18 protein-coding genes are annotated in these 21892 nt (G+C 70.7%); 13 read left to right on the forward strand and 5 right to left on the reverse strand.

Annotated features, from left to right (window positions below; translation table 11 throughout):
* Positions 1 to 23 precede the first annotated feature (23 nt).
* Positions 24 to 899: a YggS family pyridoxal phosphate-dependent enzyme gene (locus tag ASG53_RS07485; RefSeq protein WP_056131003.1), complete on the reverse strand. Its 876-nt coding sequence runs from the start codon at positions 897 to 899 to the stop codon at positions 24 to 26.
* Between ASG53_RS07485 and ASG53_RS07490 the strand changes: the two genes are divergently transcribed.
* A complete protein-coding gene (locus ASG53_RS07490; protein WP_082543900.1) occupies positions 889 to 2502 on the forward strand; it encodes a DUF2079 domain-containing protein in 1614 nt (537 codons plus the stop codon). The two genes, ASG53_RS07485 and ASG53_RS07490, sit on opposite strands and share 11 nt — an antisense overlap.
* 136 nt (positions 2503 to 2638) lie before the next feature.
* Positions 2639 to 3031, forward strand: a complete 393-nt coding sequence (locus ASG53_RS07495) for a YccF domain-containing protein (protein ID WP_056131008.1) — start codon at positions 2639 to 2641, stop codon at positions 3029 to 3031.
* Between the two features lie 16 nt (positions 3032 to 3047).
* On the opposite strand, the gene ASG53_RS07500 is transcribed toward ASG53_RS07495, so the two are convergent.
* Positions 3048 to 3482, reverse strand: coding sequence for a MerR family transcriptional regulator (locus ASG53_RS07500; RefSeq protein WP_082543901.1), 435 nt, complete (start codon positions 3480 to 3482; stop codon positions 3048 to 3050).
* Between the two features lie 110 nt (positions 3483 to 3592).
* On the opposite strand from ASG53_RS07500, the gene ASG53_RS07505 reads away from it, so the two are divergent.
* Positions 3593 to 4300, forward strand: a complete 708-nt coding sequence (locus ASG53_RS07505; RefSeq protein WP_056131011.1) for an SDR family oxidoreductase — start codon at positions 3593 to 3595, stop codon at positions 4298 to 4300.
* A gap of 111 nt (positions 4301 to 4411) precedes the next feature.
* Here ASG53_RS07505 and ybaK read toward each other — a convergent pair whose 3' ends face one another.
* Positions 4412 to 4924: a Cys-tRNA(Pro) deacylase gene (gene ybaK, locus ASG53_RS07510; protein WP_056131016.1), complete on the reverse strand. Its 513-nt coding sequence runs from the start codon at positions 4922 to 4924 to the stop codon at positions 4412 to 4414.
* 117 nt (positions 4925 to 5041) lie between these two features.
* Between ybaK and ASG53_RS07515 the strand changes: the two genes are divergently transcribed.
* Positions 5042 to 5899, forward strand: coding sequence for a PhzF family phenazine biosynthesis protein (locus ASG53_RS07515; protein WP_056131019.1), 858 nt, complete (start codon positions 5042 to 5044; stop codon positions 5897 to 5899).
* Between the two features lie 7 nt (positions 5900 to 5906).
* Here the strand turns inward: ASG53_RS07515 and ASG53_RS07520 are convergent, their stop codons facing one another.
* A complete protein-coding gene (locus ASG53_RS07520) occupies positions 5907 to 8525 on the reverse strand; it encodes a DEAD/DEAH box helicase (RefSeq protein WP_056131024.1) in 2619 nt (872 codons plus the stop codon).
* 234 nt (positions 8526 to 8759) lie between these two features.
* On the opposite strand from ASG53_RS07520, the gene ASG53_RS07525 reads away from it, so the two are divergent.
* Positions 8760 to 10211, forward strand: a complete 1452-nt coding sequence (locus tag ASG53_RS07525; protein ID WP_056131029.1) for an alanine/glycine:cation symporter family protein — start codon at positions 8760 to 8762, stop codon at positions 10209 to 10211.
* Here ASG53_RS07525 and ASG53_RS07530 read toward each other — a convergent pair.
* Entirely contained in the window at positions 10187 to 11254 is a 1068-nt protein-coding gene (locus ASG53_RS07530) for a LacI family DNA-binding transcriptional regulator (protein ID WP_056131031.1), read from the reverse strand. The two genes, ASG53_RS07525 and ASG53_RS07530, sit on opposite strands and share 25 nt — an antisense overlap.
* Before the next feature lie 360 nt (positions 11255 to 11614).
* On the opposite strand from ASG53_RS07530, the gene ASG53_RS07535 reads away from it, so the two are divergent.
* From ASG53_RS07535 to ASG53_RS07570, 8 genes are all read left to right on the forward strand, one after another.
* On the forward strand, positions 11615 to 12910 hold the full coding sequence (locus tag ASG53_RS07535; RefSeq protein ID WP_200945477.1) for an ABC transporter substrate-binding protein: 1296 nt from the start codon (positions 11615 to 11617) through the stop codon (positions 12908 to 12910).
* 120 nt (positions 12911 to 13030) lie between these two features.
* Positions 13031 to 13993: a carbohydrate ABC transporter permease gene (locus ASG53_RS07540; RefSeq protein WP_056131033.1), complete on the forward strand. Its 963-nt coding sequence runs from the start codon at positions 13031 to 13033 to the stop codon at positions 13991 to 13993.
* The gene (locus ASG53_RS07545) at positions 13990 to 14931 is read left to right on the forward strand and encodes a carbohydrate ABC transporter permease (protein WP_082543902.1); all 942 of its coding nucleotides are present in this window, start codon (positions 13990 to 13992) and stop codon (positions 14929 to 14931) included. The genes ASG53_RS07540 and ASG53_RS07545 overlap by 4 nt, the downstream gene beginning before the upstream one ends.
* A 49-nt stretch (positions 14932 to 14980) precedes the next feature.
* Complete coding sequence (locus ASG53_RS07550; protein WP_056131043.1) at positions 14981 to 15745, forward strand: SDR family NAD(P)-dependent oxidoreductase; 765 nt, start codon at positions 14981 to 14983, stop codon at positions 15743 to 15745.
* Positions 15742 to 17841, forward strand: a complete 2100-nt coding sequence (locus tag ASG53_RS07555; protein ID WP_056131050.1) for a heparinase II/III domain-containing protein — start codon at positions 15742 to 15744, stop codon at positions 17839 to 17841. The genes ASG53_RS07550 and ASG53_RS07555 overlap by 4 nt, the downstream gene beginning before the upstream one ends.
* Positions 17838 to 19946: a DUF4962 domain-containing protein gene (locus ASG53_RS07560; RefSeq protein ID WP_082543903.1), complete on the forward strand. Its 2109-nt coding sequence runs from the start codon at positions 17838 to 17840 to the stop codon at positions 19944 to 19946. Before ASG53_RS07555 ends, ASG53_RS07560 begins: the two co-directional genes overlap by 4 nt.
* Positions 19943 to 20671, forward strand: coding sequence for a DUF624 domain-containing protein (locus tag ASG53_RS07565; RefSeq protein WP_156382717.1), 729 nt, complete (start codon positions 19943 to 19945; stop codon positions 20669 to 20671). Before ASG53_RS07560 ends, ASG53_RS07565 begins: the two co-directional genes overlap by 4 nt.
* Positions 20668 to 21852: an MFS transporter gene (locus tag ASG53_RS07570; RefSeq protein WP_056131056.1), complete on the forward strand. Its 1185-nt coding sequence runs from the start codon at positions 20668 to 20670 to the stop codon at positions 21850 to 21852. Before ASG53_RS07565 ends, ASG53_RS07570 begins: the two co-directional genes overlap by 4 nt.
* The last annotated feature ends 40 nt before the right edge of the window (positions 21853 to 21892 follow it).

Consider the following 21892-nt stretch of genomic DNA (forward strand, 5'->3'; position numbering starts at 1 on the left):
GCCCGGCGCACCGCACGTGAGAGTCAGCGTGCCCCGAAGACCGCCGACCCGACGCGGACGATCGTCGCACCCTCGGCCACGGCCCACTCGAGGTCCTGGGACATGCCCATCGACAGCTCCCGGGCGCCCTGGGTCCCGTGGGCCCCCGAGCCGGCGACCTCGTCGCGGATCTCGCGCAGCCGGGCAAAGCCGGCCCGGACCAGGCCCTCGTCGGTCGACCGTGCGCCGATCGTCATGAAGCCGGACAGCCTGAGGCCGCCCACCTCGGCGACAGCGAGCGCGAGGTCGACGGCTGCGTCGGGGGAGGCGCCAGCCTTGGACTCTTCGCCCGAGACGTTCACCTGGACGTAGACGTCGAGCACGGCGCTCGCGGGTGGCGCTGAGGGCTCGAGGTGGCCGCCGGCCTGGGCAGCGGCCGGAGACGCGGCAGCCGAGGCGAGCACGCGGCTGCCGATCTTCTCGGCGAGGGCGAGAGAGTCGACGGTCTCGATGCAGCCCCGGCCGTGCTGGGCCAGGGCGCGCAGCGCGTGGTTCACCTTGTTGGACTGGAGGGGGCCGATGAGGTGCGCGGTCAGCCCGAGGTCGGCGAGTGCCGGCGCCTTCTCGGTGAGCTCTTGGACGCGGTTCTCGCCGACGAGGACCGGCGACCCGCGACCTGCGGCGCGATCGGACTGCACCGCAGCCCGCACGGCGGCGGCATCCTGAGTCTTGGTGGCCAGGAGCAGGCGGACCGACGAGGTGGCTTCATCCGAGTCGCTGACACCAGACGACCCGAGCCCGGCGTCGCTGCGCGCCTGCTCGATGCGGTCGTGCACACGGGCCAGCGCGTCGGCGTACGTCGCGTGGGCCGGGGACGACGCAGCCTGAGGTGTCGAGGAGGTCGGGGGCATGGACAGCATCGTAGTTCTCGTGGTCGTGCGACAGACTGTCCCGGTGGACCACGGGTACGACGAACGCGAGCAGACCGCCGAGCCGAGGACAGAGCCGGCCGCGGTTCCTCCCAAGGCGCCCGCAGCAGGCGGCGGGGACGGCACCTTCGACGGGCGGGTCGTCGACCCGGGTGCGCAGCCGGAGAGCCGCGTCCCCAGGGCCCTGAGGTCCGCCGTGCGCGGCCCGCTCGTCCACTGGCCGGTGACGCTGCTGACCTTCGTGGCCTTCGCCGCGTACCTCACGCTCTCGCTGGCCCGCTGGTACCGGTGGGAGAACCCGTCGTGGGACAACGCGATCTTCGAGCAGGCCGTCGCCGGGTACGCCCGGCTCGGTGCGCCGATCGTGCCCATCAAGGGGCCGGACTTCAACCAGCTGGGTGACCACTTCTCCCCGCTGCTCGTGGTGCTCGCGCCCTTCTACCGCCTGTTCCCCTCGCCCGTGACGCTGCTCGTCGCGCAGTGCGTGCTCGTCGCGGTGTCGATCGTGCCGATCACGCTCGTCGCGCGACGTCTGCTCGGTGCCTGGCCGGGGCTGGCCGTCGGCTTCGCCTACGCCTTCGCGTGGGGCATCCAGTCGGCTGTCGACGTGCAGTTCCACGAGTACTCCCTCGCGGTGCCGATCCTCGCCTTCGGCATGGCGGCCTTCCTCACCGAGAGGTGGCGGGCGAGCGCGATCTGGGTCGTCCTGCTGCTCGGGGTCAAGGAAGACCTCGGGCTCACGGTTGCCGCCTTCGGGGTCGTCCTCTGGTTGCGCGGTCAGCGACGGCTCGGTGCGGTCGTCGCGGCGACCGGCGCCGTCGGCTTCGTGCTGGTGCTCACGGTGATCATCCCGTTCTTCAACCCGCAGGGCCGTTACGACTACTGGGGCAAGCTGAGCGAGGACGGCTCGGCGGCGAGCTCGGGGAGCACGGTCTCGGGGCTGCTCGACACCTTCGCGGGGCTGCTGACGCCTGCGGTCAAGATCGAGACGCTCGTGATGCTCGTGGTCATCACGGCGCTGGTCGCGCTGCGGTCCCCGCTCGCCCTCGTCGCCGTGCCCACCCTCGTGTGGCGCTTCGCGGGGTCGACGGTCTTCTACTGGGGGACGACGTGGCACTACTCCGTCATCCTCATGCCGATCCTCTTCGCCGCGGCGATCGACGGGATCGTGCGCCTGCGGGCGTCCAGGTTCGAGCTGCTGCGCACCTACGCCCGGCTGGCGCCTGCCGCGATGGCCGTGGTCGCGGCTGTCCTCGTGACGCAGTTCCCGCTCCGCGACCTGTGGTCGCCCGCCACCTACGAGCGCAGCGACCGGATCGCCGCGGCTGAGCGCGCCGTCGCCGCGGTCCCGGCCGGTGCGAGCGTCGCGAGCGACCGTGGGCTCATCGTCCAGCTCGCGACGGACCGCGAGGTCTACTGGATCTCGACGGACCCGTCCGTGCGGCCCGACTACGTGGTCGTCGACAGGCTGTCGTGGGGCGGGAACGCCCCTGTCGACGTCGAGCAGTACGCCGAGCGGGCCTACCCGGGGACGACGTACTCCGTGGTCTTCGACGAGGACGGGTACGTGATCGTCGAGCGCACCGCGGGCTGACGGGGCTCGCGGTGGGCCGATTCGAGCGCTGGGTCGCCGGGCAGACCCGTGCGGAGCCGCGGGGGGAGCGGTGCGGATCTCGCGGTGAGGGCGCTGAGACCCTGCCCGCAAGAGGCCTTGGGCCTACGCTCAGACCATGAACACGATCCTCAACATCATCTGGTTGGTGTTCGCCGGCTTCTGGATGGCCGTCGGGTACGCGGTCGCGGGCATCGTCTGCTGCGTCCTCATCATCACCATCCCCTTCGGCATCGCGTCCTTCCGCATGGCGAACTACGTGCTGTGGCCCTTCGGCCGGACCGTCGTCGACCACCCGGGCGCCGGTGCGTGGTCGACGATCGGGAACATCGTGTGGCTGGTCGTCGCCGGGTGGTGGCTCGCCATCGGGCACCTGCTCACCGGGATCGCGTTGTGCGTCACGATCATCGGGATTCCCATGGGTATCGCGAGCTTCAAGCTCATCCCGATCTCGCTGCTGCCCCTCGGCAAGGAGATCGTCTCGACGGACAGGCCCTTCGGGCGGTACTGAGCCGTCCCGGTCCCCGTCAGGTGGAGCGGGAGACTCTCGGTCCTGACCTGAGCGGGCGCCGAGGTGCTGCGTCGAGGTCCGTCGCGCTGTGCGCCGCACACAGGTCCGGGCTGCTCGACTCCGCGTGACCGATGACCGTGCTGAGGCGTCCGAGCGTGGCGGTGAGGTCGTCGATCGTGGCCGCGATGCGGTCGCGCTCGCGGACGAGGAGCTCGAGGGCGTCCTCTGTGGCGCTGCCGGAGTCCACGCTCGGCAAGATCCCGCGGATGGTCCGGCTCGACAGGCCCGCGGCGTAGAAGTGCTGGACGAGACGGACACGGTCCACGGTCTCGCCGGCGTAGTCGCGCTGACCACCAGAGGTCCGGGTGGACTCGACGAGGCCCTGCTCCTCGTAGTACCGCAGCGAGCGCACGCTCGCGCCTGTCCTGGCGGCGACGTCACCGATGCGCACAGAGTCCTCCTCGTCACGGGCTTGCACCTGACACTGGTGTCAGGTCTTACGGTACCGGGACGTGGCCGACGCCCCGTCCGAGCCGCATCCCTGGACGAAGAGAGAACAACGTGAACCTGTCTGAGCACACCGCCCTGGTCACCGGCGCGAACCGAGGGATCGGCAACCACTTCGTGGCCGAGCTGCTCGAGCGTGGGGTCCGCAAGGTCTATGCGACGGCCCGCCAGCCTGAGCTGATCTCGACGCCCGGCGTCGAGGTGGTCCGGCTCGACCTGCTCGACCGAGAGTCCGTCGACGAGGCTGCCCGCGTCGCGAGCGACGTGACGCTGCTGATCAACAACGCGGGGATCGGCACGTCTGCGCCTCTGCTCACCGGGGACCTCATCGAGGCCCACCGGCACATGGACACCCACTTCTGGGGGACGCTGGACGTGGTCCGTGCCTTCGCCCCGGTGCTCGCGGCCAACGGCGGGGGGAGCATCGTCAACGTCCTGTCGGCCCTGTCGTGGTTCGTCTCACCGGGCAACGGTGCGTACGCGGCCGCCAAGTCGGCCGAGTGGAGCCTGACCAACGCGCTGCGGCTCGAGCTGGCGGCGCAGGGGACCTTCGTCCAGGGCGTGCACCTCGGAGCCGCGGACACCGACATGATGTCCGGCTACGACGGACCGAAGACCGACCCGAGGGACGTGGCCCGAGCGTCGCTCGACGGTCTGGCCGCGGGTCGGTTCGAGGTGCTCGTCGACGACACCGCGGCGATGGTCAAGACCGCTCTCGCGGGGGACCCTGCGGAGCTCTACGGGCCGATGCTCGCAGGCTGACCCGGGGCGACCTGAGACGTGCCCGGCTGGGTCGGTGAGCAGATCCGTGCCGGCAGGGGAGCGCGGAACCGGCCGGCGTGGGGCGCGCTGGCTGGTCCAGCCTGCGGTGCCTCAGTCGCGGGCGATGTCGGCTGTCGTGGCGCTCGTCGCCGACATGAGGTCTGTCGGGGAGAGGCCGATGTCCAGCCCGCGGCGGCCGCCCGAGACGTAGACGGTGTCGTGGGTGAGCGCGGAGGCGTCCACGACGGTCGTGTGCGGTGTGCGCTGCCCGAGGGGGGAGATGCCCCCGACGACGTAGCCGGTCGCGCGCTCGGCGTCGGCCTTGTCGGCCATGGTGGCCTTCTTGCCACCGACGGCGTGCGCGAGGGCCTTGAGGTCGAGCGTGCGGTCGACCGGGACGATGCCGACGACGAGGCGCCCGTCGACCGAGGCCATGAGCGTCTTGAACACCTTCGCGGGTTCGACGCCGATCGCCTGCGCAGCCTCGAGGCCGTAGCCGAGGTCGCTCGACGGGTCGTGCTCGTACGGGTGGACGGTGTGCACGACACCGGCCTTCGCGAGCGCGACGATCGCAGGGGTGGCGCCGTGGGCGGCGTGGTCGTCCTTCTTCGCGTGCTTCGACATACCTCCACGCTAGCCCCTCTGACCGGGGGTGACGCCCTGAGCGTCCGAGGCTGGTTCGTCCTGCCGGATGGTGGGCGGACCTGGCCGCGGTCGAGCGCCACGGCTAGGGTCGGCGTCATGACTCGCAGCCGTGACTTCGCCCAGGTCGACGTGTTCACCTCCGTGCCCTACCAGGGCAACCCTGTCGCGGTCGTCCTCGACGCCGACGGCATGACCGACGAGGAGATGGCGGCCTTCGCCCGCTGGACCAACCTCTCCGAGACCACCTTCGTGCTCCCGGCGCGCGAGACCGGTGCGGACTACAGGCTGCGCATCTTCACCACCCGCGGTGAGCTGCCCTTCGCGGGGCACCCCACCCTCGGCAGCGCGCACGCGTGGCTCGAGGCCGGAGGGCGCCAGTGGGGCGTCGACATCGTGCAGGAGTGCGAGGTGGGGCTCGTGCGGATCCGTCGCGACGGGTCTCGGCTCGCCTTCGCGGCGCCGCCGCTACGACGGTCCGGCCCTGTCGACGAGGTGACGAGCGGGCACGTCGCCGCGGCTCTCGGGCTGGACCTGAGCGACCTGCGCGACCTCGCGTGGGTCGACAACGGACCAGGGTGGCTCGGGGTGCTGCTCGCCGACGGCGACACGGTGCGCCGCGTGACGCCCGACTACTCCGTGATGGGTGAGCACGACCTCAAGCTCGGTGTCGTCGGGCTGTGGGACGCCGAGTCGGCACAGGGGAAGGCGGGCATCGCCGCCGAGGTCCGGGCCTTCATCCCCGGCGAGGGTGCCCCCGAGGACCCGGTCACGGGCAGCCTCAACGCGGGGCTCGCCCAGTGGCTCGTGCCGCTCGGCGTACTTCCCGGCACCTACGTGGCCGGTCAGGGCTGGGCCCTCCAGCGCGACGGCCGCGTGCACGTCGAGCAGGACGGCGCCGACATCTGGGTCGGCGGCAGCGCCGTCACCTGCATCCGCGGGACCGTCGAGGCCTGACCGGTCGCTACATCGCGGCGACGTCGGTGACGTGCAGGACGACCTCGCCGGCCTCGTCGCTCGCGTCGAGGTCGACCGTCGCGGTGATGGCCCAGTCGTGGTCGCCGTCGGGGTCGTCGAGCACCTGGCGGACGGTCCAGAACCGGGGGTTGCCGTCGACGCCCTCGGTGATGGTGAGCAGCTTGGGGGAGCGGGCCTGAGGGCCGAAGCCGATCGCGTCGTCGCCGTAGTGCTCGAACATCGGGTCGAGGGCGTCGGCCCACGCGTCGGCGTCCCAGCCGTCGGCGCCGTCGAGGGAGCCGAGGGTCGAGTATGCCTCGCGGGAGGCGAGCTCGACACGCTTGAACATCGCGTTGCGCAGCAGCACGCGGAAGGCGCGCACGTTCCCGGTGACAGGACGGACCGGCGCCTCGACGGACGTCCCGTTGAGCGGTGAGTCACCGGTGAGGGTGTCGGCGTCGTCGTCGACGGGGTTCGACAGCCGCTCCCACTCGTCGAGCAGGCTCGAGTCGACGCCGCGGACGAGCTCGCCCAACCACTCGACGAGGTCTTCGACCTCTTCGGTCTTGTGCTCGGTCGACACCGTCTGTCGCAGCGTCCTGTACGCGTCGGCGAGGTAGCGCAGCACGACACCCTCGGTGCGGTCGAGCTGGTACTTCGACACGAACTCCGCGAAGGTCATGGCCCGCTCGACCATGTCGCGCACCACAGACTTGGGCGAGAGCTCCTGGTCGGCGACCCACGGGTTGGTTTTCTTGTACGTCTCGAAGGCCGCGGTCAGCAGCTCTTCGAGGGGCTTGGGCCACGAGACGTCCTCGAGGGCGGCCATGCGCTCCTCGTAGTCGTAGCCCTCGGCCTTGAGGGCGCCGATGGCCTCGCCGCGGGCTGCGCGCTGCTGGCCGTAGAGCACCTGGCGCGGGTCGTCGAGGGTGGCCTCGATGACCGAGACGACGTCGAGGGCGTGCGTGGGCGAGTCGGGGTCGAGGAGGTCCTGGGCGGCGAGCGCGAAGGGGGAGAGCGGCTGGTTGAGCGCGAAGTCGCGCGGCAGGTCGACCGTGAGCCGGACCGTGTATCCGCCCTTGCCGTCCGAGACCTTCTCGACGATCCCCGCCTGGCGCAGCGAGCGGTAGATGCGGAACACCTGCCGCACGTGCGCGGCCTTGTTCTGCTCCGAGTCGTGGTTCGCGGTGAGCAGGTGACGCATGGCGCTCACAGGGTCGCCGCTGGTCTTCGTGCTGCGGGCGAGCACGTTGAGCACGAGGGCATGGCTCACCGTGAAGTGGCTAGTCAGCGGTTCCGGGTCGGCGTCGCGGAGACGCTCGAAGGTCTTGTCTGTCCAGTTGACCGCGCCGGCCGGTGCCTTCTTGCGGACGATCTTCTTGAGCTTCTTCGGGTCGTCGCCCGCCCGCTCGAGGAGCTTGCGGTTCTCGATGACGTGCTCGGGCGCCATGACGATCACGTCGCCCATGGTGTCGTAGCCCGCACGCCCGGCCCGCCCGGCGATCTGGTGGAACTCACGGGCGGTCAGGTGACGCATGCGCTCGCCGTCGAACTTCACGACGCTCGTCAGCAGCACGGTGCGGATCGGCACGTTGATGCCGACGCCCAGGGTGTCGGTGCCGCAGACGACCTTGAGCAGGCCCTTCTGGGTGAGGCGCTCGACCACCCGGCGGTACTTGGGCAGCATGCCGGCGTGGTGCACGCCGATCCCCGCACGCAGGTACTTGCTGAGGGACTTGCCGAAGCCCGAGGTGAAGCGGAAGTCACCGAGCTCCTCGACGATCGCCGCCTTCTCCTCCTTGCTGGCGAGGTTGGTGCTCAGCAGCGACTGGGCGCGGTCGACGGCGTCCTTCTGCGTGAAGTGCACGACGTACACAGGTGCGCGGTGGGTGTGCACGAGGTCTTCGATGACCTCGCCGAGGGGCTCGACCACGTAGCTGAAGCTCAGCGGGACCGGGCGGTCGACGCTCGTGACCTCGGCGACCGTGCGGCCCGTGCGCTCCTCGAGGTCGGTGCGGAACATCTCGGTGTCACCGAGGGTCGCCGACATGAGCAAGAACTGCGCCTTGGGCAGCTCGAGCAGCGGCACCTGCCACGCCCAGCCGCGCTGGGGGTCGGCGTAGAAGTGGAACTCGTCCATGACCACCTGGTCGACACCCGGGTCCTCAGCGTCGACCCCGCCCGTGCGCAGGGCGATGTTCGCGAGGATCTCCGCGGTGCAGCAGATGATCGGAGCCGTCGGGTTGACCGACGAGTCGCCCGTCATCATGCCGACGTTCTCGGAGCCGAAGACCTCGACGAGAGCGAAGAACTTCTCGCTCACGAGCGCCTTGAGGGGGGCCGTGTAGAAGGACCGCTTGCCCTCGGCCATCGCCACGTAGTGCGCGCCCGTCGCCACGAGGGACTTGCCCGAGCCGGTGGGGGTGCTGAGGATGACGTGCGAGCCCGAGACCAGCTCGATGAGCGCCTCTTCTTGCGCGGGGTACAGGTTCAGGCCCTTGTCCTGCGCCCACGACGCGAAGCCCTGGAACAGCTCGACAGGGTCCGGTGCGGCACCGCCTGTGGCGGGCGGGATGTGGTCGAGGAGGCTGATCTGGTACGGCGTCGTGGAGGTCACCCGGACCATTCTCCCAGGTTTGGCGCCGCCGGGGGTGACTCCTCGTGCACGGTGCCTCGCGCGGCGCCACTCACGTGCACAGTCGCAGCCCTCAACCAGGTCCGCCGTCACCAGCCTGAGGTCTCTCGACCCGCCGGAGGGGGGTGCCGCTGACCAGGACAGTCCTGCCGACGGGCCGAGGCGCATGTACGCTCCGGTGATCTGTCAGCCTGCCCGACCCCGCACGACCGAGGAGCACCGCTCATGGAGAACCTCAGGAACGCAGTCATCGTCCCGGTGAGCGACTTCCTCTACACGTACATCCTCATCGCGCTGCTCGTCGGTGCGGGGATCTACTTCACCGTGCGCACCCGGGCCGTCCAGGTCCGCCTCGCACGGCAGATGTGGCGGGTGGTCGCCGGTTCCCGCGGCGACGCCGACGGCGGGATCTCGTCGTTCCAGGCCTTCTGCGTCGGTCTCGCGTCCAGGGTCGGCACGGGCAACATCGTCGGTGTCGCGATCGCCCTGACCCTCGGCGGGCCCGGAGCCATCTTCTGGATGTGGATGGTGGCCCTGCTCGGCATGGCGACAGCCTTCATCGAGGCGACGCTCGGCCAGCTGTTCAAGGTCCGCTCGGCAGACGGCAGCTTCCGCGGTGGCCCGGCCTACTACATCCAGCGCGGCCTCGGCTCCAGGCCTGCGGCCGTGCTCTTCGCCGTACTGCTGATCTTCGCCTTCGGCTTCGCGTTCAACATGGTCCAGGCCAACACGATCTCGGACGCGCTCAGCTCTGGTCACGGCGTCGACGCGTCCTGGACGGCCGTGGGACTCATGGCGCTCGCGGCCCCTGTCCTCTTCGGCGGCGTCAGGCGCATCGCCTCGGTCGCCGGGATCATGCTCCCGATCATGGCCCTCGTCTACGTGCTGCTGGCCCTCGTCGTCGTGGCCCTCAACGTCACCGAGATCCCGCGTGTCCTCCTGCAGATCGTCGAGGGAGCCTTCGGGATCGACGAAGCCCTGGCCGGGACGGCCGGCGGGATCCTCGCAGCGCTGCTCAACGGAGTCCGTCGCGGGCTCTTCTCCAACGAGGCCGGGATGGGGAGCGCCCCCAACACCGCGGCGACGGCCACGGTCAGCCACCCCGCCAAGCAGGGGCTCGTGCAGTCCCTCGGCGTGTTCGTCGACACGATGATCGTGTGCTCGGCCACCGCCTTCATGATTCTCGTCGCCGGACCGACCGTCTACGACCCGGGCACGACGACCGAGGCCAGCGGCGCCGCGCTGACAGCCAACGCCGTCGCCGAGTCCCTCGGCACCTGGACCACCCCCCTCATGACGGTCCTCGTGTTCTTCTTCGCCTTCTCCTCGGTGCTCGGCAACTACTCCTACGCCGAGGGCAACCTCGAGTTCCTCGGGGTCCGTGGCCGTGGGCTCACGGTCCTGCGCGTGCTCGTCCTCGCGGCCGTCGGAGCCGGCGCCCTGCTCAGCCTCGAGGTGGTGTGGGCGCTCGCAGACGTCGCGATGGCCTTCATGGCGATCGTCAACCTCGTCGCGATCGCGCTCCTCGGCAAGTGGGCCTTCGGGGCGCTCCGCGACTACGAGCACCAGCTGCGCTCAGGCTCGGGCGTCCAGGACTTCGTCGACGGCAACCAGTTCATGCCGGGGAAGCTCCCGGGCGACGTGTGGCCGGCTCAGGAGTCGGCAGCACGCCGCTGAGCAGGAGGACCTGACGACTCCCGCACCACGAGCTCGGGACGCAGCAGCACCGACCGCCCCGGCTCGGTCTGTGCCCGTGTGCCGTGCGACAAGATCTCCTCGACGGCGAGACGTGCCATCTGGGCGATCGGCTGGCGGACCGTCGTCAGGGGCGGGTCGTAGAGGTCGGCGAGGATGATGTCGTCGAAGCCGACCACGGAGACGTCGACCCCGACGGTCAGACCGAGGTCGCGCAGCCCGCGGCAGACCCCGAGCGCAGTCATGTCGTTGATGGCGACCACCCCTGTCGGGTGGTCGGGACGGTCGAAGATCTCGTGGGCTGCGCGCCGGCCGACCTCGGCCGCCTCGACGTCGCCGAAGGGGACGTCGTCATGACCCGACCAGCCCGGGGTGTCGGGGATCTGGATCCCGGCGGCCTCGAGCGCCGCGCAGAAGCCGCGGAAGCGGGCCGCGCGGTTGACCGAGCCGAGGGAGCCTGAGACGAAGGTCAGGTCGGTGTGGCCGAGGTCCAGCAGGTGCTGGGTGGCCAGGTGGGCACCCATGACGTTGTCGATGCTGATCGAGACGACCGAGCCCGGGTCGTCCGCCTGGGCGGGCCTGTCGAAGGTCACGAGCTCGAGGCCGCGCTCGACGATCGGGGCCAGGTGGTCCAAGGAGGGCAGCGACGTGCACAGCACCATGCCGCGGATGCCGTCGTCCCAGAGCTCTTCGACGTAGTCGCGCTCGCGCTCAGGGTTGCGCTCGGAGTTGCACAGCAGCACGTTGAAGCCGTGCGCGAGGGCGCTCGCCTCGAGCTCGCGGGCGAAGGCTCCCCAGAAGGGGTTCCCGACCGACGGCACGATGAGGCCGATCGTCCGGGTGCGGCCTGTGCGCAGCTGGCGGGCGGCCCGGTTGGGCCTGTACCCCAGCCGGGTGATCGCTGCGGAGACGCGTTCTCGGGTCTCGGGGAGCATGCGCTCGGCGCGGCCGTTGAGGAGGTTCGAGACCGTGCTCGGCGAGACGCCCGCCGCCTCGGCGACCTGCTGGATGGTTGCCTGTCCCACTGTGGTCTGTCCCCCTCGTCCCGCGCCGCTCTGGCTTCGCTGCCAGGATTCGTCGTGCGGTGCATCGTCATACTACAGGGCGAGACCGGACTGCGTGTGTCTGGCTCTGTTCTTCGATGACCTGCTCTGTCGCTTCTCGCGGAAATCGGCCATCTGGAGGCCTCTGGCGGCCACCGCCGCCACCCGATGGTGTTGACGCTCGTCACATTCTCTCCTAGGGTTGGTACAACGTTGCACCAGACAACACCGGGACGGCAGTGGCGCCGGACCGAGAGGTGGACCGTACGACGACGACGTCGGTGGAGGAGTGCGCGGCCCTGAACCGCACGTACTCCAGCCTCCGGAGGGAGCACACATCACATGAAGATCACACGAGTGCACGCCGCTGCTGTGGCGATGACAGCCGTGGCAGCTCTGACGCTGACCGCCTGCGGTGGCGCAGACAGCAGCGGGTCCGGGGGAGACGGCACCGTGAGCGGCGAGATCTCGCTGCTCACGCCGATCTTCGAGGGGAGCGCCGGGCAGCGCCTCCTCGAGGACGAGCTCCTCCCGGAGTTCTACGCCGAGTACCCCGACGTGAAGGTCAACGTCGACTACACCACCTACAACCAGCTCAACGAGAAGCTGACCACCTCGGTCGCCTCGGGGCTGGTGCCCGACGTCATGATGATGGGCGTCGGCTGGGTCGAGGGGTTCGCCGACCGTGGCGTCCTGGCCAACCTCTCCGAGACTGGACTGACCAAGGACACCCTCGAAGAGTCCTACGCCCCCGAGATCGTCGCAGCGGGGATGTGGGAGGACGACGTCTACGCCCTGCCGATCATGCTCGACACGCGGTTCGGCGTCGCGCGGATGGACCTGCTCCGCGAGGCCGGCTACGACGCACCGCCGAAGACCTGGGACGAGCTCGAGGAGATGGCCAAGGCGCTCACCGTGCGCTCCTCGGACGGCACGCTCGAGCGTGCCGGCTTCGACATGCTCTCGATCGACCCCCGCCAGATGTTCATCACCATGCTCTACTCGGCCGGCGGCAGCCTGTTCACCGACGACCTCAGCGCCCCGGCCTTCGACTCGCCCGAGGGCGTCGAGGCCCTCGAGTTCGTCACGGGCCTGATCCAGGACGACAAGGTCGAGGACGTCGGTTTCTCCGCACCGAACGCTGACACCAACCCGCTCCTCAACGGGCGCGCGGCGATGGGGATCGCGCACAACAACATCTGGACCCAGGCCCAGGAGGCCGACCCCGCGCTGCTCGACGACCTCGAGCCCTTCATCCTCGAGGGCGACGCACCGGGCATGTTCTTCGGCGGGACCCTCGCGACGGTCTCCTCGACCTCCAAGCACCCCGAGGCCGCGCAGGCCCTGCTCGAGTTCCTCGCGAGCCCCGGCCCGGCGCTGGCGGCCAACGAGCAGCGGGGCAACGTCCCCGCGCTCACCGAGCTGCTCGACAGCGAGTACGTGCAGGGCAACCGCCTCGTCCAGTTCGCGATGGAGAACCTGGAGTCGGCGCGTCGCGAGGGTGGACCTGCCCGCTGGCTCGAGATCCGCGGCGAGTTCAAGCCGGCGATCGAGTCGGCCCTCCTCGGCCAGAAGACCCCCGAAGAAGCGCTCGACGACCTCGGCGCGGCAGCCCAGACGGCGATCGACCGCGGCTGACCCACGACGCGGACCGTGGGAGGGGTCGGGCCCTGCCCAAGCCTCCCGCGGACCGCGCCGTCCACCCGACCTGACCCGACCTGACCTGACCTGGTTCCATCCCACTGCTGTGAGGGAACGATGACGTTGACCGAACCGACCGGTGCGCGCACCGGCACCGACACCCCACCCCCGAAACGTCCCGCCGCACCGGCACGACGACGTGGCTCCGTCCCGCAGGGGACCAAGAAGCTGCGCCGCACAGGCTGGCTCATGGTCGCCCCGTCGATCCTGCACATCGGCCTCTGGACGGCGCTGCCCGTCCTGGCGACCTTCGTCCTGAGCCTGACCGACTACAACGTCTTCGACGCACCGAAGTTCATCGGGCTCGAGAACTACGTCGAGGTCTTCAACGACCCGACCTTCCGCAAGGCCACCTGGAACACCGTGGTCTACACGTTCTGGACCGTCCCGGTCTCCATGGCGATCGCCGTGGTCATCGCCGTCATGCTCAACCAGAAGATCAGGTTCCAGAACTGGTACCGCGCGGCATTCTTCTTGCCGCAGGTCACCGCGACGGTCGCGATCGCGATGGTGTGGCTGTGGATCTTCAACCCGCAGCAGGGCCTGCTCAACGGTGCGCTCTCGGTCGTCGGGATCCCCGGACGCTCGTGGCTGGCCGACCCCGACTGGGCGCTGTGGGCAGTCATCCTCGTGGGCGTCTGGCAGGGGATCGGCATGAAGATGCTCATCTACATCGCGGCCCTGCAGAACATCGACGAGAGCCTCTACGAGGCAGCCTCGATCGACGGGGCGTCGAGCGTCCGGAAGTTCTTCTCGATCACGCTGCCGATGCTCAAGCCGGCGACCTTCTTCGTCTTCGTCATCTCGGTCATCGGTGCCTTCCAGGTCTTCGACCAGGTCTACGTCCTGACCGACGGTGGCCCTGCGAACTCCACCACGATGATGACCTACGAGGTCTACCGCTCTGCCTTCCAGAACTTCCGCATGGGCATGGCCTCTGCGCAGTCGGTGTTCCTCTTCGCCTTCCTGCTCGTCATGACGCTGGCGAGCCGCCGACTCACCCGAGGTGATGACGAATGACCGCCCCCGTCGCCCAGGCACAGGCCCTCACCACAGCGGCCCCCACGCCCCCCGCACGAGGCACGACCAGCCGCTCCGCCCGGTCTCGGACCACCCGGGTCGTGCTCGGTCTGGTCCTGGCCGTCGGTGCGCTGACGATGATCGTCCCGTTCCTCTGGATGATCATCACCTCGCTCAAGAGCCCCGCCGAGCTCGCGGCCTTCCCACCCTCGCTGCTGCCCGACGAGTGGCTGTGGGAGAACTACCCCGAGGCGCTGCGCGCGGCACCGTTCCTCACGTACTTTCGCAACAGCCTCATCATCTCGGTGGGCCACACGGTGATCACGCTGATCTTCGGTGCGATGGCCGGCTACTCGCTCGCACGGATCCCGTTCCGGGGACGCGAGATCGTCTTCATGTCCTTCGTCGCCATGCTCATGATCCCCACCTACACGAAGATCGTGCCGCAGTTCTTGCTGGTGAAGTTCATGCCGTTCTTCGGCGGGAACGACGCCTTCGGCCAGGGCGGCACAGGCTGGCTCAACACCTGGTGGGCGCTGATCATCCCCGGCGGGCTGAGCGCGTCGGCGATCTTCCTCTTACGCCAGTTCTACCTCTCGCTCCCCAAAGAGCTCGAAGAGGCTGCTCGCCTCGACGGTCTCGGTGAGCTGCGGATCTTCGCGCAGATCTACACACCGCTCGTGAAGCCGGCCCTGGCGACAGTCGGGCTGCTGACCTTCCAGGAGAGCTGGAACAACTTCCTCTGGCCGTTGCTGGTGACCACCCGCGACGACCTCCGCGTCATCCAGGTGGGCCTCGCGGTGTTCCGACAGCTCGACGGCACCGCCTGGAACTACCTCATGGCAGGCACGACCCTCGCGACAGTCCCGATGGTCCTGCTGTTCCTCTTCTGCCAGAAGTACTTCGTCCAGGGCTTCGCCAACGCCGGCATCAAGTAGCCGGACGCTCCTCTCTCGACCCATCCCCGACACGACAAGGACCCACACCATGCAGATCGACCTCACCGGACGCACCGCCCTCGTCACGGGCGGCGGGACCGGCATCGGCGCCGGGATCGCCCGCGCGCTCGCCGCAGCCGGCGCAGACGTCGCCGTCCACTACGCCCACAACGACGAGGGGGCCCGCGCCGTCGCCCGCGACGTCGAGGCGGCCGGCCGCCGCGCCGTCGTCGTCGGCGGCGACCTCACCGACCCCGCCCAGGCCGACGCGACGGTCACCGCCGCGGTCGACGCCCTCGGCAGCCTCGACATCCTCGTCAACAACGCCGGGCACCTCGTCGGACGGGCCACCGTCGGCGAGATGACCGACGAGCACTGGGCGCAGGTCATGGCCGTCAACGTGTCCAGCAGCTTCTACGTGTGCCGCGCCGCAACCAAGCACCTCGAGGCCTCGGAGCACGGCCGGGTGATCCTCATGTCCTCGCTCGCCGCAGAGAACGGTGGCGGCGCCGGGTCGGTCGCCTACGCGGCCGCGAAGTCGGCGATCGTCGGCTTCGGTCGCGGGCTCGCCAAAGAGCTCGCCGGCTCCGGGGTCACCGTCAACTCCCTCGCCCCCGGCTTCATCGGCGACACCCCGTTCCACGACACCTTCACCCCGACGGCAGCGCAGCAGAGCATCGTCGGGACCATCCCGCTGCAGCGTGCCGGGACCGTCGAGGACGTGGCAGGGACGGCGGTCTTCCTCGCCTCCGACCTCGCGTCCTTCGTCACCGGGCAGGTCGTCGACATCAACGGGGGAGCGATGTTCCGGTGACCGTGCAGACCAGCCACCCCAGCACCACCCCGCAGGTCAGCCGGTCCCGGGGCGGCTGGTGGCACGACTACGTGTGCCCCACGCACGGGACCGAGCTCGGGGCCCCCGTCGACGACCGGCACCCCTGCCCGCACGGGTGCACGCTGGTCGGACCCGGGTACGCCGCGGCGTGGACCGTGCTGGAGCACCAGGCCTGGGCGCGACGCGCACGGCTGCTGGCTCGTCGCGCGGTGTCGGCCGAGGTTGCCGAGGGCGCAGCCGGGTGGGTGGCGGGTCCTCGGGACGACAGGCTCGAGGCTGAGGCCGTCGTCCGCGAGCTCGCCGCCACCTATGCGCAGGTGGGCGGCTGGAGCGAGCAGAGCGAACCGTGGATGCTGCGCGGCAAGCTCTTCTCCCAGGCACTCACCGAGGCGATCTGGGCCGTCCAGGTGGCGGACGCCGTCACCGAGCTCGCCACGGACCCGGGTGCTGCCGACAGGCTCGGGGTTGAGACCGTCGCGATGGTCGAGGGGCTGCTGGAGACGGTGACCGCCGCCCGGCACGTCCTCGTCGTCGAGCAGCAGAACCCGCAGAGCAACTACACGGCATGGCTCGACGCCGCCGGAGGGCTGCTCTCCAGTGCCGCCCGGGCGCTCACGGGAGACCGTGCGGACAGTGCGGCCGGAGGATCGGCGGGTGCCCCCGCACGGGACGTCGCCAGAGCGGTCGCCGAGCCCGCTGAGACCGAGCCCGCTGAGACCGGGGCCGGTCACGACCGGCTCGCCGCCGGACCCGACGGGCGGCCGTGGGTCGAGGCGACCTGGGCTCACACCGCCCTGGCGATCGGCGACGACGGCTGGGAGTGGGAGGGGTCGACCTACTACCACCTGTTCGTCCTCCGGGCCTATCTGCTGGCCCACCGGGGCATCGCTCCGAGCGACGTCGACGAGACAGCCCTGCGCACCATCGCCTCGATGGTCCGGGTGCTGGTCGAGCTCGCCGCGCCCGACGGCTCGCTCCCGGCGCTGCACGACGGGCCGTACGACAGGCTGGGTGTGCACCTGGAGGTACTCGAGGTGTGCGCGCTCGCCGGTCAGCTCTGGGCCTCCACGGGCCTGGAGACCGTCGAAGCCCAAGCCCGGTCTCGCGCCGGGGCCGACCATGACGGTCTAGAAGACCTGCTGGGCGGCTGGTTCGCCGGCCCACCGCTGCCTGCTCTCGAGACCTCCCGGGGCTCGCGGCTCTTCGACGACGTGGGCTACGCGGTGCTGCGGTCGCCCGACGGCTCGTGGCAGGCCGTCCTCGACGCCGGGCCGCACGGTGGCTCGCACGGGCACCTCGACAAGCTCGGCCTCTACCTCTACGGACCCGACGGGCCGTGGCAGCCGGCTCCAGGGGTCCCGCCCTACGCGAGCGCGCTCCGCAAGGGCTACTACGCGCGGACCCTCGCCCACCCCACGGTCCAGGTCGACGGCCTCGACCAGGCGGAGTCGAGCGGGACGATCGTCTCCTGGTCGGTGGGTCACGGGCCGGCGCCGACACCGACACCGACCCCGTCGACCGTCGGGCAGACGCCGACGACAGACGAGGAGACGACCAGCGGCCGTATGCCGACGACCTCTGTGCTGGCGCGTGCCGACGATGCCTACCCGGGTGTCCGGCTCTCCCGCCAGGTGGTCATGGAGGACGAGTACCTGCTCGACGTCGTCACGGTCTCCTGCGACCGCGAGCGCGATATCACCCTCGCGCTGCGGCCTGCCGGGCGCCTCGACGTCACCGCGGACGGCGACGGCTGGACCACCCGGTGGTCCGGGCCTGACGGCCGGGGCCCCGAGCTGCACGGAGTGCACCGTTCGTCGTCCGGGGCGGCCCTGGTCGCCCGGCCGGGGCGCGGCCCCTCCGACGACCCCGCCCGCGTGCTCACCGTGGGGGACTGGGAGGCGCGCGCTACGCAGGTCACCTACGTGAGTGCGTACAGCACGCAGGGTGCCGTCGAGTCGGTCGAGCTGCTCGACGCTGCTGGCGAGGCTGCGGGCGCGCTGACGGTCCGGGTGGGTCTCCGACGCGCAGGACCCACCAGCCCGCTCACGACGAGAGATCACGAGGTCCTACGATGACGAGCCCGCACAGTCCTGCCCGGACGACGTCGCTGCGCCCCGCGCTGCTGCTCGACGGGCGCGAAGACGCACTCCGCGGCGAGCTGTCCGGGCCGCGCGCAGCCCAGCTGCGGCGGTTGCTTGACGAGTGCGAGCGCTACAGCACCGTCGAGCTGCCCGCCGAGCACCCGCTCGCCTCGATCACCTACCTCGGCCCCGGGGCCGCCAACCTGGCGCTCGCGTACAGGCTGACGCGGCAGCCGCAGTACCTCGCCGAGCTGCGACGCTGGCTCCGGACGGCCGTCTCGTTCCCCCACTGGGGCCGGGCGAACCTGCCCGACCACGACCTCGACGCGGGATGGTTGCTGCACGGCCTCTCGCTCGCGTACTCCTGGGCCGGGGACGGCCTCCCCGCCGACGAGCGCGACGCGCTGCGCGACAAGCTGGTGCTGCAGGGCGCGCGCCTCTACGACTTCGCCGTCGCGTCGGAGGGCGGGTGGTGGTCGTCGTCGTACTGGCAGAACCACAACTGGATCTGCTACGCCGGGCTCGCGACGGCCGGGTACGTGCTGGTCGACGAGCACCCTGCCGCGCGTGACTGGACCGAGCGTGCCAAGGACAACTTCGCGACGGTCCTCGACCTGCTCCCCGAGGACGGCTCCAACGACGAGGGTATCGTCTACTGGCGCTACGGCGTCCCGTGGATCGTCTCGTACCTCGACGTCCTGCGGGCCGCCGAAGGGCTCGACTGGTTCGACCGCAGCAGCTACCTGCGCGAGACGTTCTGGTACCGCCTGTACCAGTCGGCCCCCGACCTGGAACGGATCGTCGATCACGGCGACTGCCACGACAGGCGCAGCGGGCACAGCGTCGCGCTGTACTCCAAGCTCGCCGCCGAGTACCGGATCCCGCAGGCGCAGTGGTTGGCGCACAAGGTCGCGACCGAGCACCTGTGGCGCGAGGCCTACGAGTCCGGCGTGAAGCCCGGGGTGCGCCCCGAGGCGTACCAGGAGCTGCTCTGGCACGACCCCGACGTCCCGAGCGTGGGCGTCGACGACCTGCCGACCTCCCGCTTCTTCCCCGACCTGGGGGTCGTCTCGGCCCGCACCTCGTGGGAGCCCGACGCCGTCGCCGTGTCCTTCAAGGCGTCTCCGGGCGGTGGGCACAAGGCCTGGCGCCTGTCGCACGACGAGCGCGCCCGCACCGGCTGGGTCACCCTCAACGCCGGTCACCACCACCCGGACTCGGGCAGCTTCGTGCTGCTCGGCCACGGCGCCTACCTCGCCGTCGACGACGGCTACGCCTCGCGCAAGCGCACCGACCAGCACAACGGGATCCTCGTCGACGGTCTCGGCTTCGACAACGAGAACCGGTACCACGTCTTCGAAGACCTCCCGGTCGACCGGACCGCCGAGATCCTCACGCACACCTTCGCGGAGGGCTGGGCCCACGCGGTGAGCGAGTCGGGCGCGATGTACGCGCCCGACCTCGGCGTCGAGCGGGTGCGCAGGCACCTGGTGATGACCCCGAGCGGTGTCGTGGTCCTCCTGGACGACCTGCGCGCCGCGACCGACCGGCGGTGGACGTGGCTCCTGCAGACCGACAACCCCGCGCAGCCTGTCGAGATCGGGGCGGACCGAGACAGCGACCAGCAGCGTCGCTGGGACGTCCCGGCCGGGACGGGTCGACTCACCGTCGTGGGGCTCGCCCCCACGGAGTCGGACGACGAGGTCGTCCTGACCACGGTCCACGCGAACCCCACCTCGTCGACACCGAGCCTCGCGATCGAGAAGGTCCAGCACACCGTCCGCCGGACCACCGGACCGACCCGACGAGCGCTCTTCGCCACGGTGCTCGCCCCGGCCGCCTGGCACGACTCGGACCAGCCCCTGTGCACGGTCGAGATCACGGAGGACGGAGCGACCATCCAGGTCGACCACCACGGCACCCGGGAGACGGTCGTGCTGGACCTCGAGGGCGGCACAGCCGGCACAGGCTCCGCCGCCGACGTCACCGGGGTCGGCTTCGCAGGACGGACGGAGGCTCTCGACGCGGCTGCCGCAGGGCAGACTGCGGGGACAGGCCAGCGATCCGCCGCCGACGGACAGCACGGGGAGGGACGGTGAGCACCGTGACACGAGGACGGTCCCGTCCTGCGGGCCAGCCACGGCCCCGCCCGTCGGCGCGGCAGCGGCCCCAGACGCCGGTGCGGCCTCCAGGACGATCCGCGGCGGGTCCGCGGCGCCGCTGGGAGGAGCGCCTGCTCGCCGGGCTCGCCTACCCGGCGAACCTCGCGCTGGCCGGGCTCGCCGCGACGGTGATCGCCCTCGGGATCATCACGGTGCTGCCGGCTGCGGTGGCCGCCAGCCGTGCCCTCGACGCGTGGCTGCGCGACGGCGAGGACGCCGTCTTCACAGGGACCTTCCGCGAGCTCAGGGCCACCTGGCGCCGGTCCCTGCCGCTCGGCGCCGCCGCGACGCTGTGCACGGGTGTGCTCAGCGTCAACACGGTCTTCTTGTGGAACAGGTCCGACGGCGGTACCGACGGTCCCGCACTGATCCTGGGGGCGGCGACCGTCGTCGTCGCCTGCGCCCTCGCCCTGCTGGTCCTGGCGCTCCCCGTCGCCGCCACCCGCAGCCCCGACGCCGGGCCCCGCGCCTGGGTCGTCGAGGCCGCAGCCCTGGTGGCCGGTCGTCCCGTTCGAGCCGTCGTCCTCCTCGCACTCGTCGTCGCTCTCCTCGCGACCCTCTGGCTCCTCCCGACGCTGGCCCCCTTCGTCGCGATCTCCGTCCCCGCCTACCTCGCGCTCGTCACCCTCGGCCACCAGCCGTCGGCCGAGCACCCGGAGTGAGCAGCACCGCCCCGCAGAGACCGTCACGCACACCCGCCGCCCTGTGGGTGCTGTACACCGACACCTTCACCATGGCTGTCGGCTTCTACATGCTCGTGCCGCTGCTCGCGATCCACCTCGTCGACGACGTCGGGATCGCCGTCGCCGTGGTCGGTCTCCTCGCGGGTGTCAGGTCGTTCTGCCAGCACGGGCTCATGCCCCTCTCCGGGTGGATCGCGGACAGGATCGACTACAGGTGGGCCATCTGCGCCGGTGTCCTCGTCCGGGCCGTCGGATTCGCGCTCCTCGGGACGGCCGGGTCGGTGCCGGCGCTCGCTGTCGCGTCGGTCCTCACCGGTCTCGGCGGATCGCTCTTCCACCCGGCGAGCTACGCCGCCTACGCGGCGCTCAGCGACGGCCTCGACACCGTGAAGGTCTACTCGACCCGAGAGCTGCTCTCGAACCTCGGGTTCGTCGTCGGACCTGTGGTCGGCAGCGCCGTCGCCGGGCTCGACTTCCGCTGGGTGAGCTTCACCGCCGCAGGACTCTTCCTCCTGGCCTTCGTGGTCACCCTCGTCGGCCTGCCCGGTGGGCTGTCCGGGGCACCCGGCACCTCGCCGTCGATGCGGACCGTCCTGGCCGATCGGGGGTTCGTCCGCTACTGCGTGCTCGCCGGCGCGCTGTGGCTGCTCGTCTCCCAGCTCTACCTCGTCGTCCCGCTCCAGGCGTCCAGCGTGCTCCCGAGCGCGATCGGTGTCGGGCTGCTCTACTCAGGCTCGGCCGTGCTCATGGTCGCCACCATGCTGCCGCTCACCCGGTTCGTCTCCGCACGCGCCGGCAAGGGGACCATCCTCGCCGGGGGAGCGGTCTGCCTGGCCGCGGGCATCTGCGTCATGGGGGCCTGGGGCACGCTCCCGGGCCTGCTCGTGGGGATGGGGCTGTTCACCGTCGGTCAGATGATCACCCAACCGGTGATGAGCAGCGTCGTCGCGGACTTCGCGACACCTGGCGCGACAGCCTCGTACTTCGGTGTGCAGGGCGTCGCGCAGGCCGTCGGCGGGGTCGTCGGCAGCGTCGGCGGCGGGCTTCTCTACGCCCTCGCAGACTCGAACGGTCTCGTCGCACTCACCCCGTGGATCGCCTTCGCCGTGTGGGGAGCGCTCTGCGCGGCCTTCCTCAGCCGCCGCGGGGCGGTCCCGTGAGGTGACCCCGGCCGCACCACCCGCCCGCACGACCCACAGG

Origin of the sequence: Sanguibacter sp. Leaf3 (assembly GCF_001425965.1) — a bacterium.
Lineage (GTDB): Bacteria > Actinomycetota > Actinomycetes > Actinomycetales > Cellulomonadaceae > Sanguibacter > Sanguibacter inulinus.

Excerpts from the sequence above, each read along its gene's own strand:
- ASG53_RS07490 (WP_082543900.1), top strand. The coding sequence starts at position 889 with ATGGACAGCATCGTAGTTCTCGTGGTCGTGCGACAGACTGTCCCGGTG.
- ASG53_RS07485 (WP_056131003.1), bottom strand. The coding sequence starts at position 899 with ATGCTGTCCATGCCCCCGACCTCCTCGACACCTCAGGCTGCGTCGTCC.
- ASG53_RS07495 (WP_056131008.1), top strand. The coding sequence starts at position 2,639 with ATGAACACGATCCTCAACATCATCTGGTTGGTGTTCGCCGGCTTCTGG.
- ybaK (WP_056131016.1), bottom strand. The coding sequence starts at position 4,924 with ATGTCGAAGCACGCGAAGAAGGACGACCACGCCGCCCACGGCGCCACC.
- ASG53_RS07515 (WP_056131019.1), top strand. The coding sequence starts at position 5,042 with ATGACTCGCAGCCGTGACTTCGCCCAGGTCGACGTGTTCACCTCCGTG.
- ASG53_RS07520 (WP_056131024.1), bottom strand. The coding sequence starts at position 8,525 with ATGGTCCGGGTGACCTCCACGACGCCGTACCAGATCAGCCTCCTCGAC.
- ASG53_RS07525 (WP_056131029.1), top strand. The coding sequence starts at position 8,760 with ATGGAGAACCTCAGGAACGCAGTCATCGTCCCGGTGAGCGACTTCCTC.
- ASG53_RS07535 (WP_200945477.1), top strand. The coding sequence starts at position 11,615 with ATGAAGATCACACGAGTGCACGCCGCTGCTGTGGCGATGACAGCCGTG.
- ASG53_RS07540 (WP_056131033.1), top strand. The coding sequence starts at position 13,031 with ATGACGTTGACCGAACCGACCGGTGCGCGCACCGGCACCGACACCCCA.
- ASG53_RS07545 (WP_082543902.1), top strand. The coding sequence starts at position 13,990 with ATGACCGCCCCCGTCGCCCAGGCACAGGCCCTCACCACAGCGGCCCCC.
- ASG53_RS07550 (WP_056131043.1), top strand. The coding sequence starts at position 14,981 with ATGCAGATCGACCTCACCGGACGCACCGCCCTCGTCACGGGCGGCGGG.
- ASG53_RS07560 (WP_082543903.1), top strand. The coding sequence starts at position 17,838 with ATGACGAGCCCGCACAGTCCTGCCCGGACGACGTCGCTGCGCCCCGCG.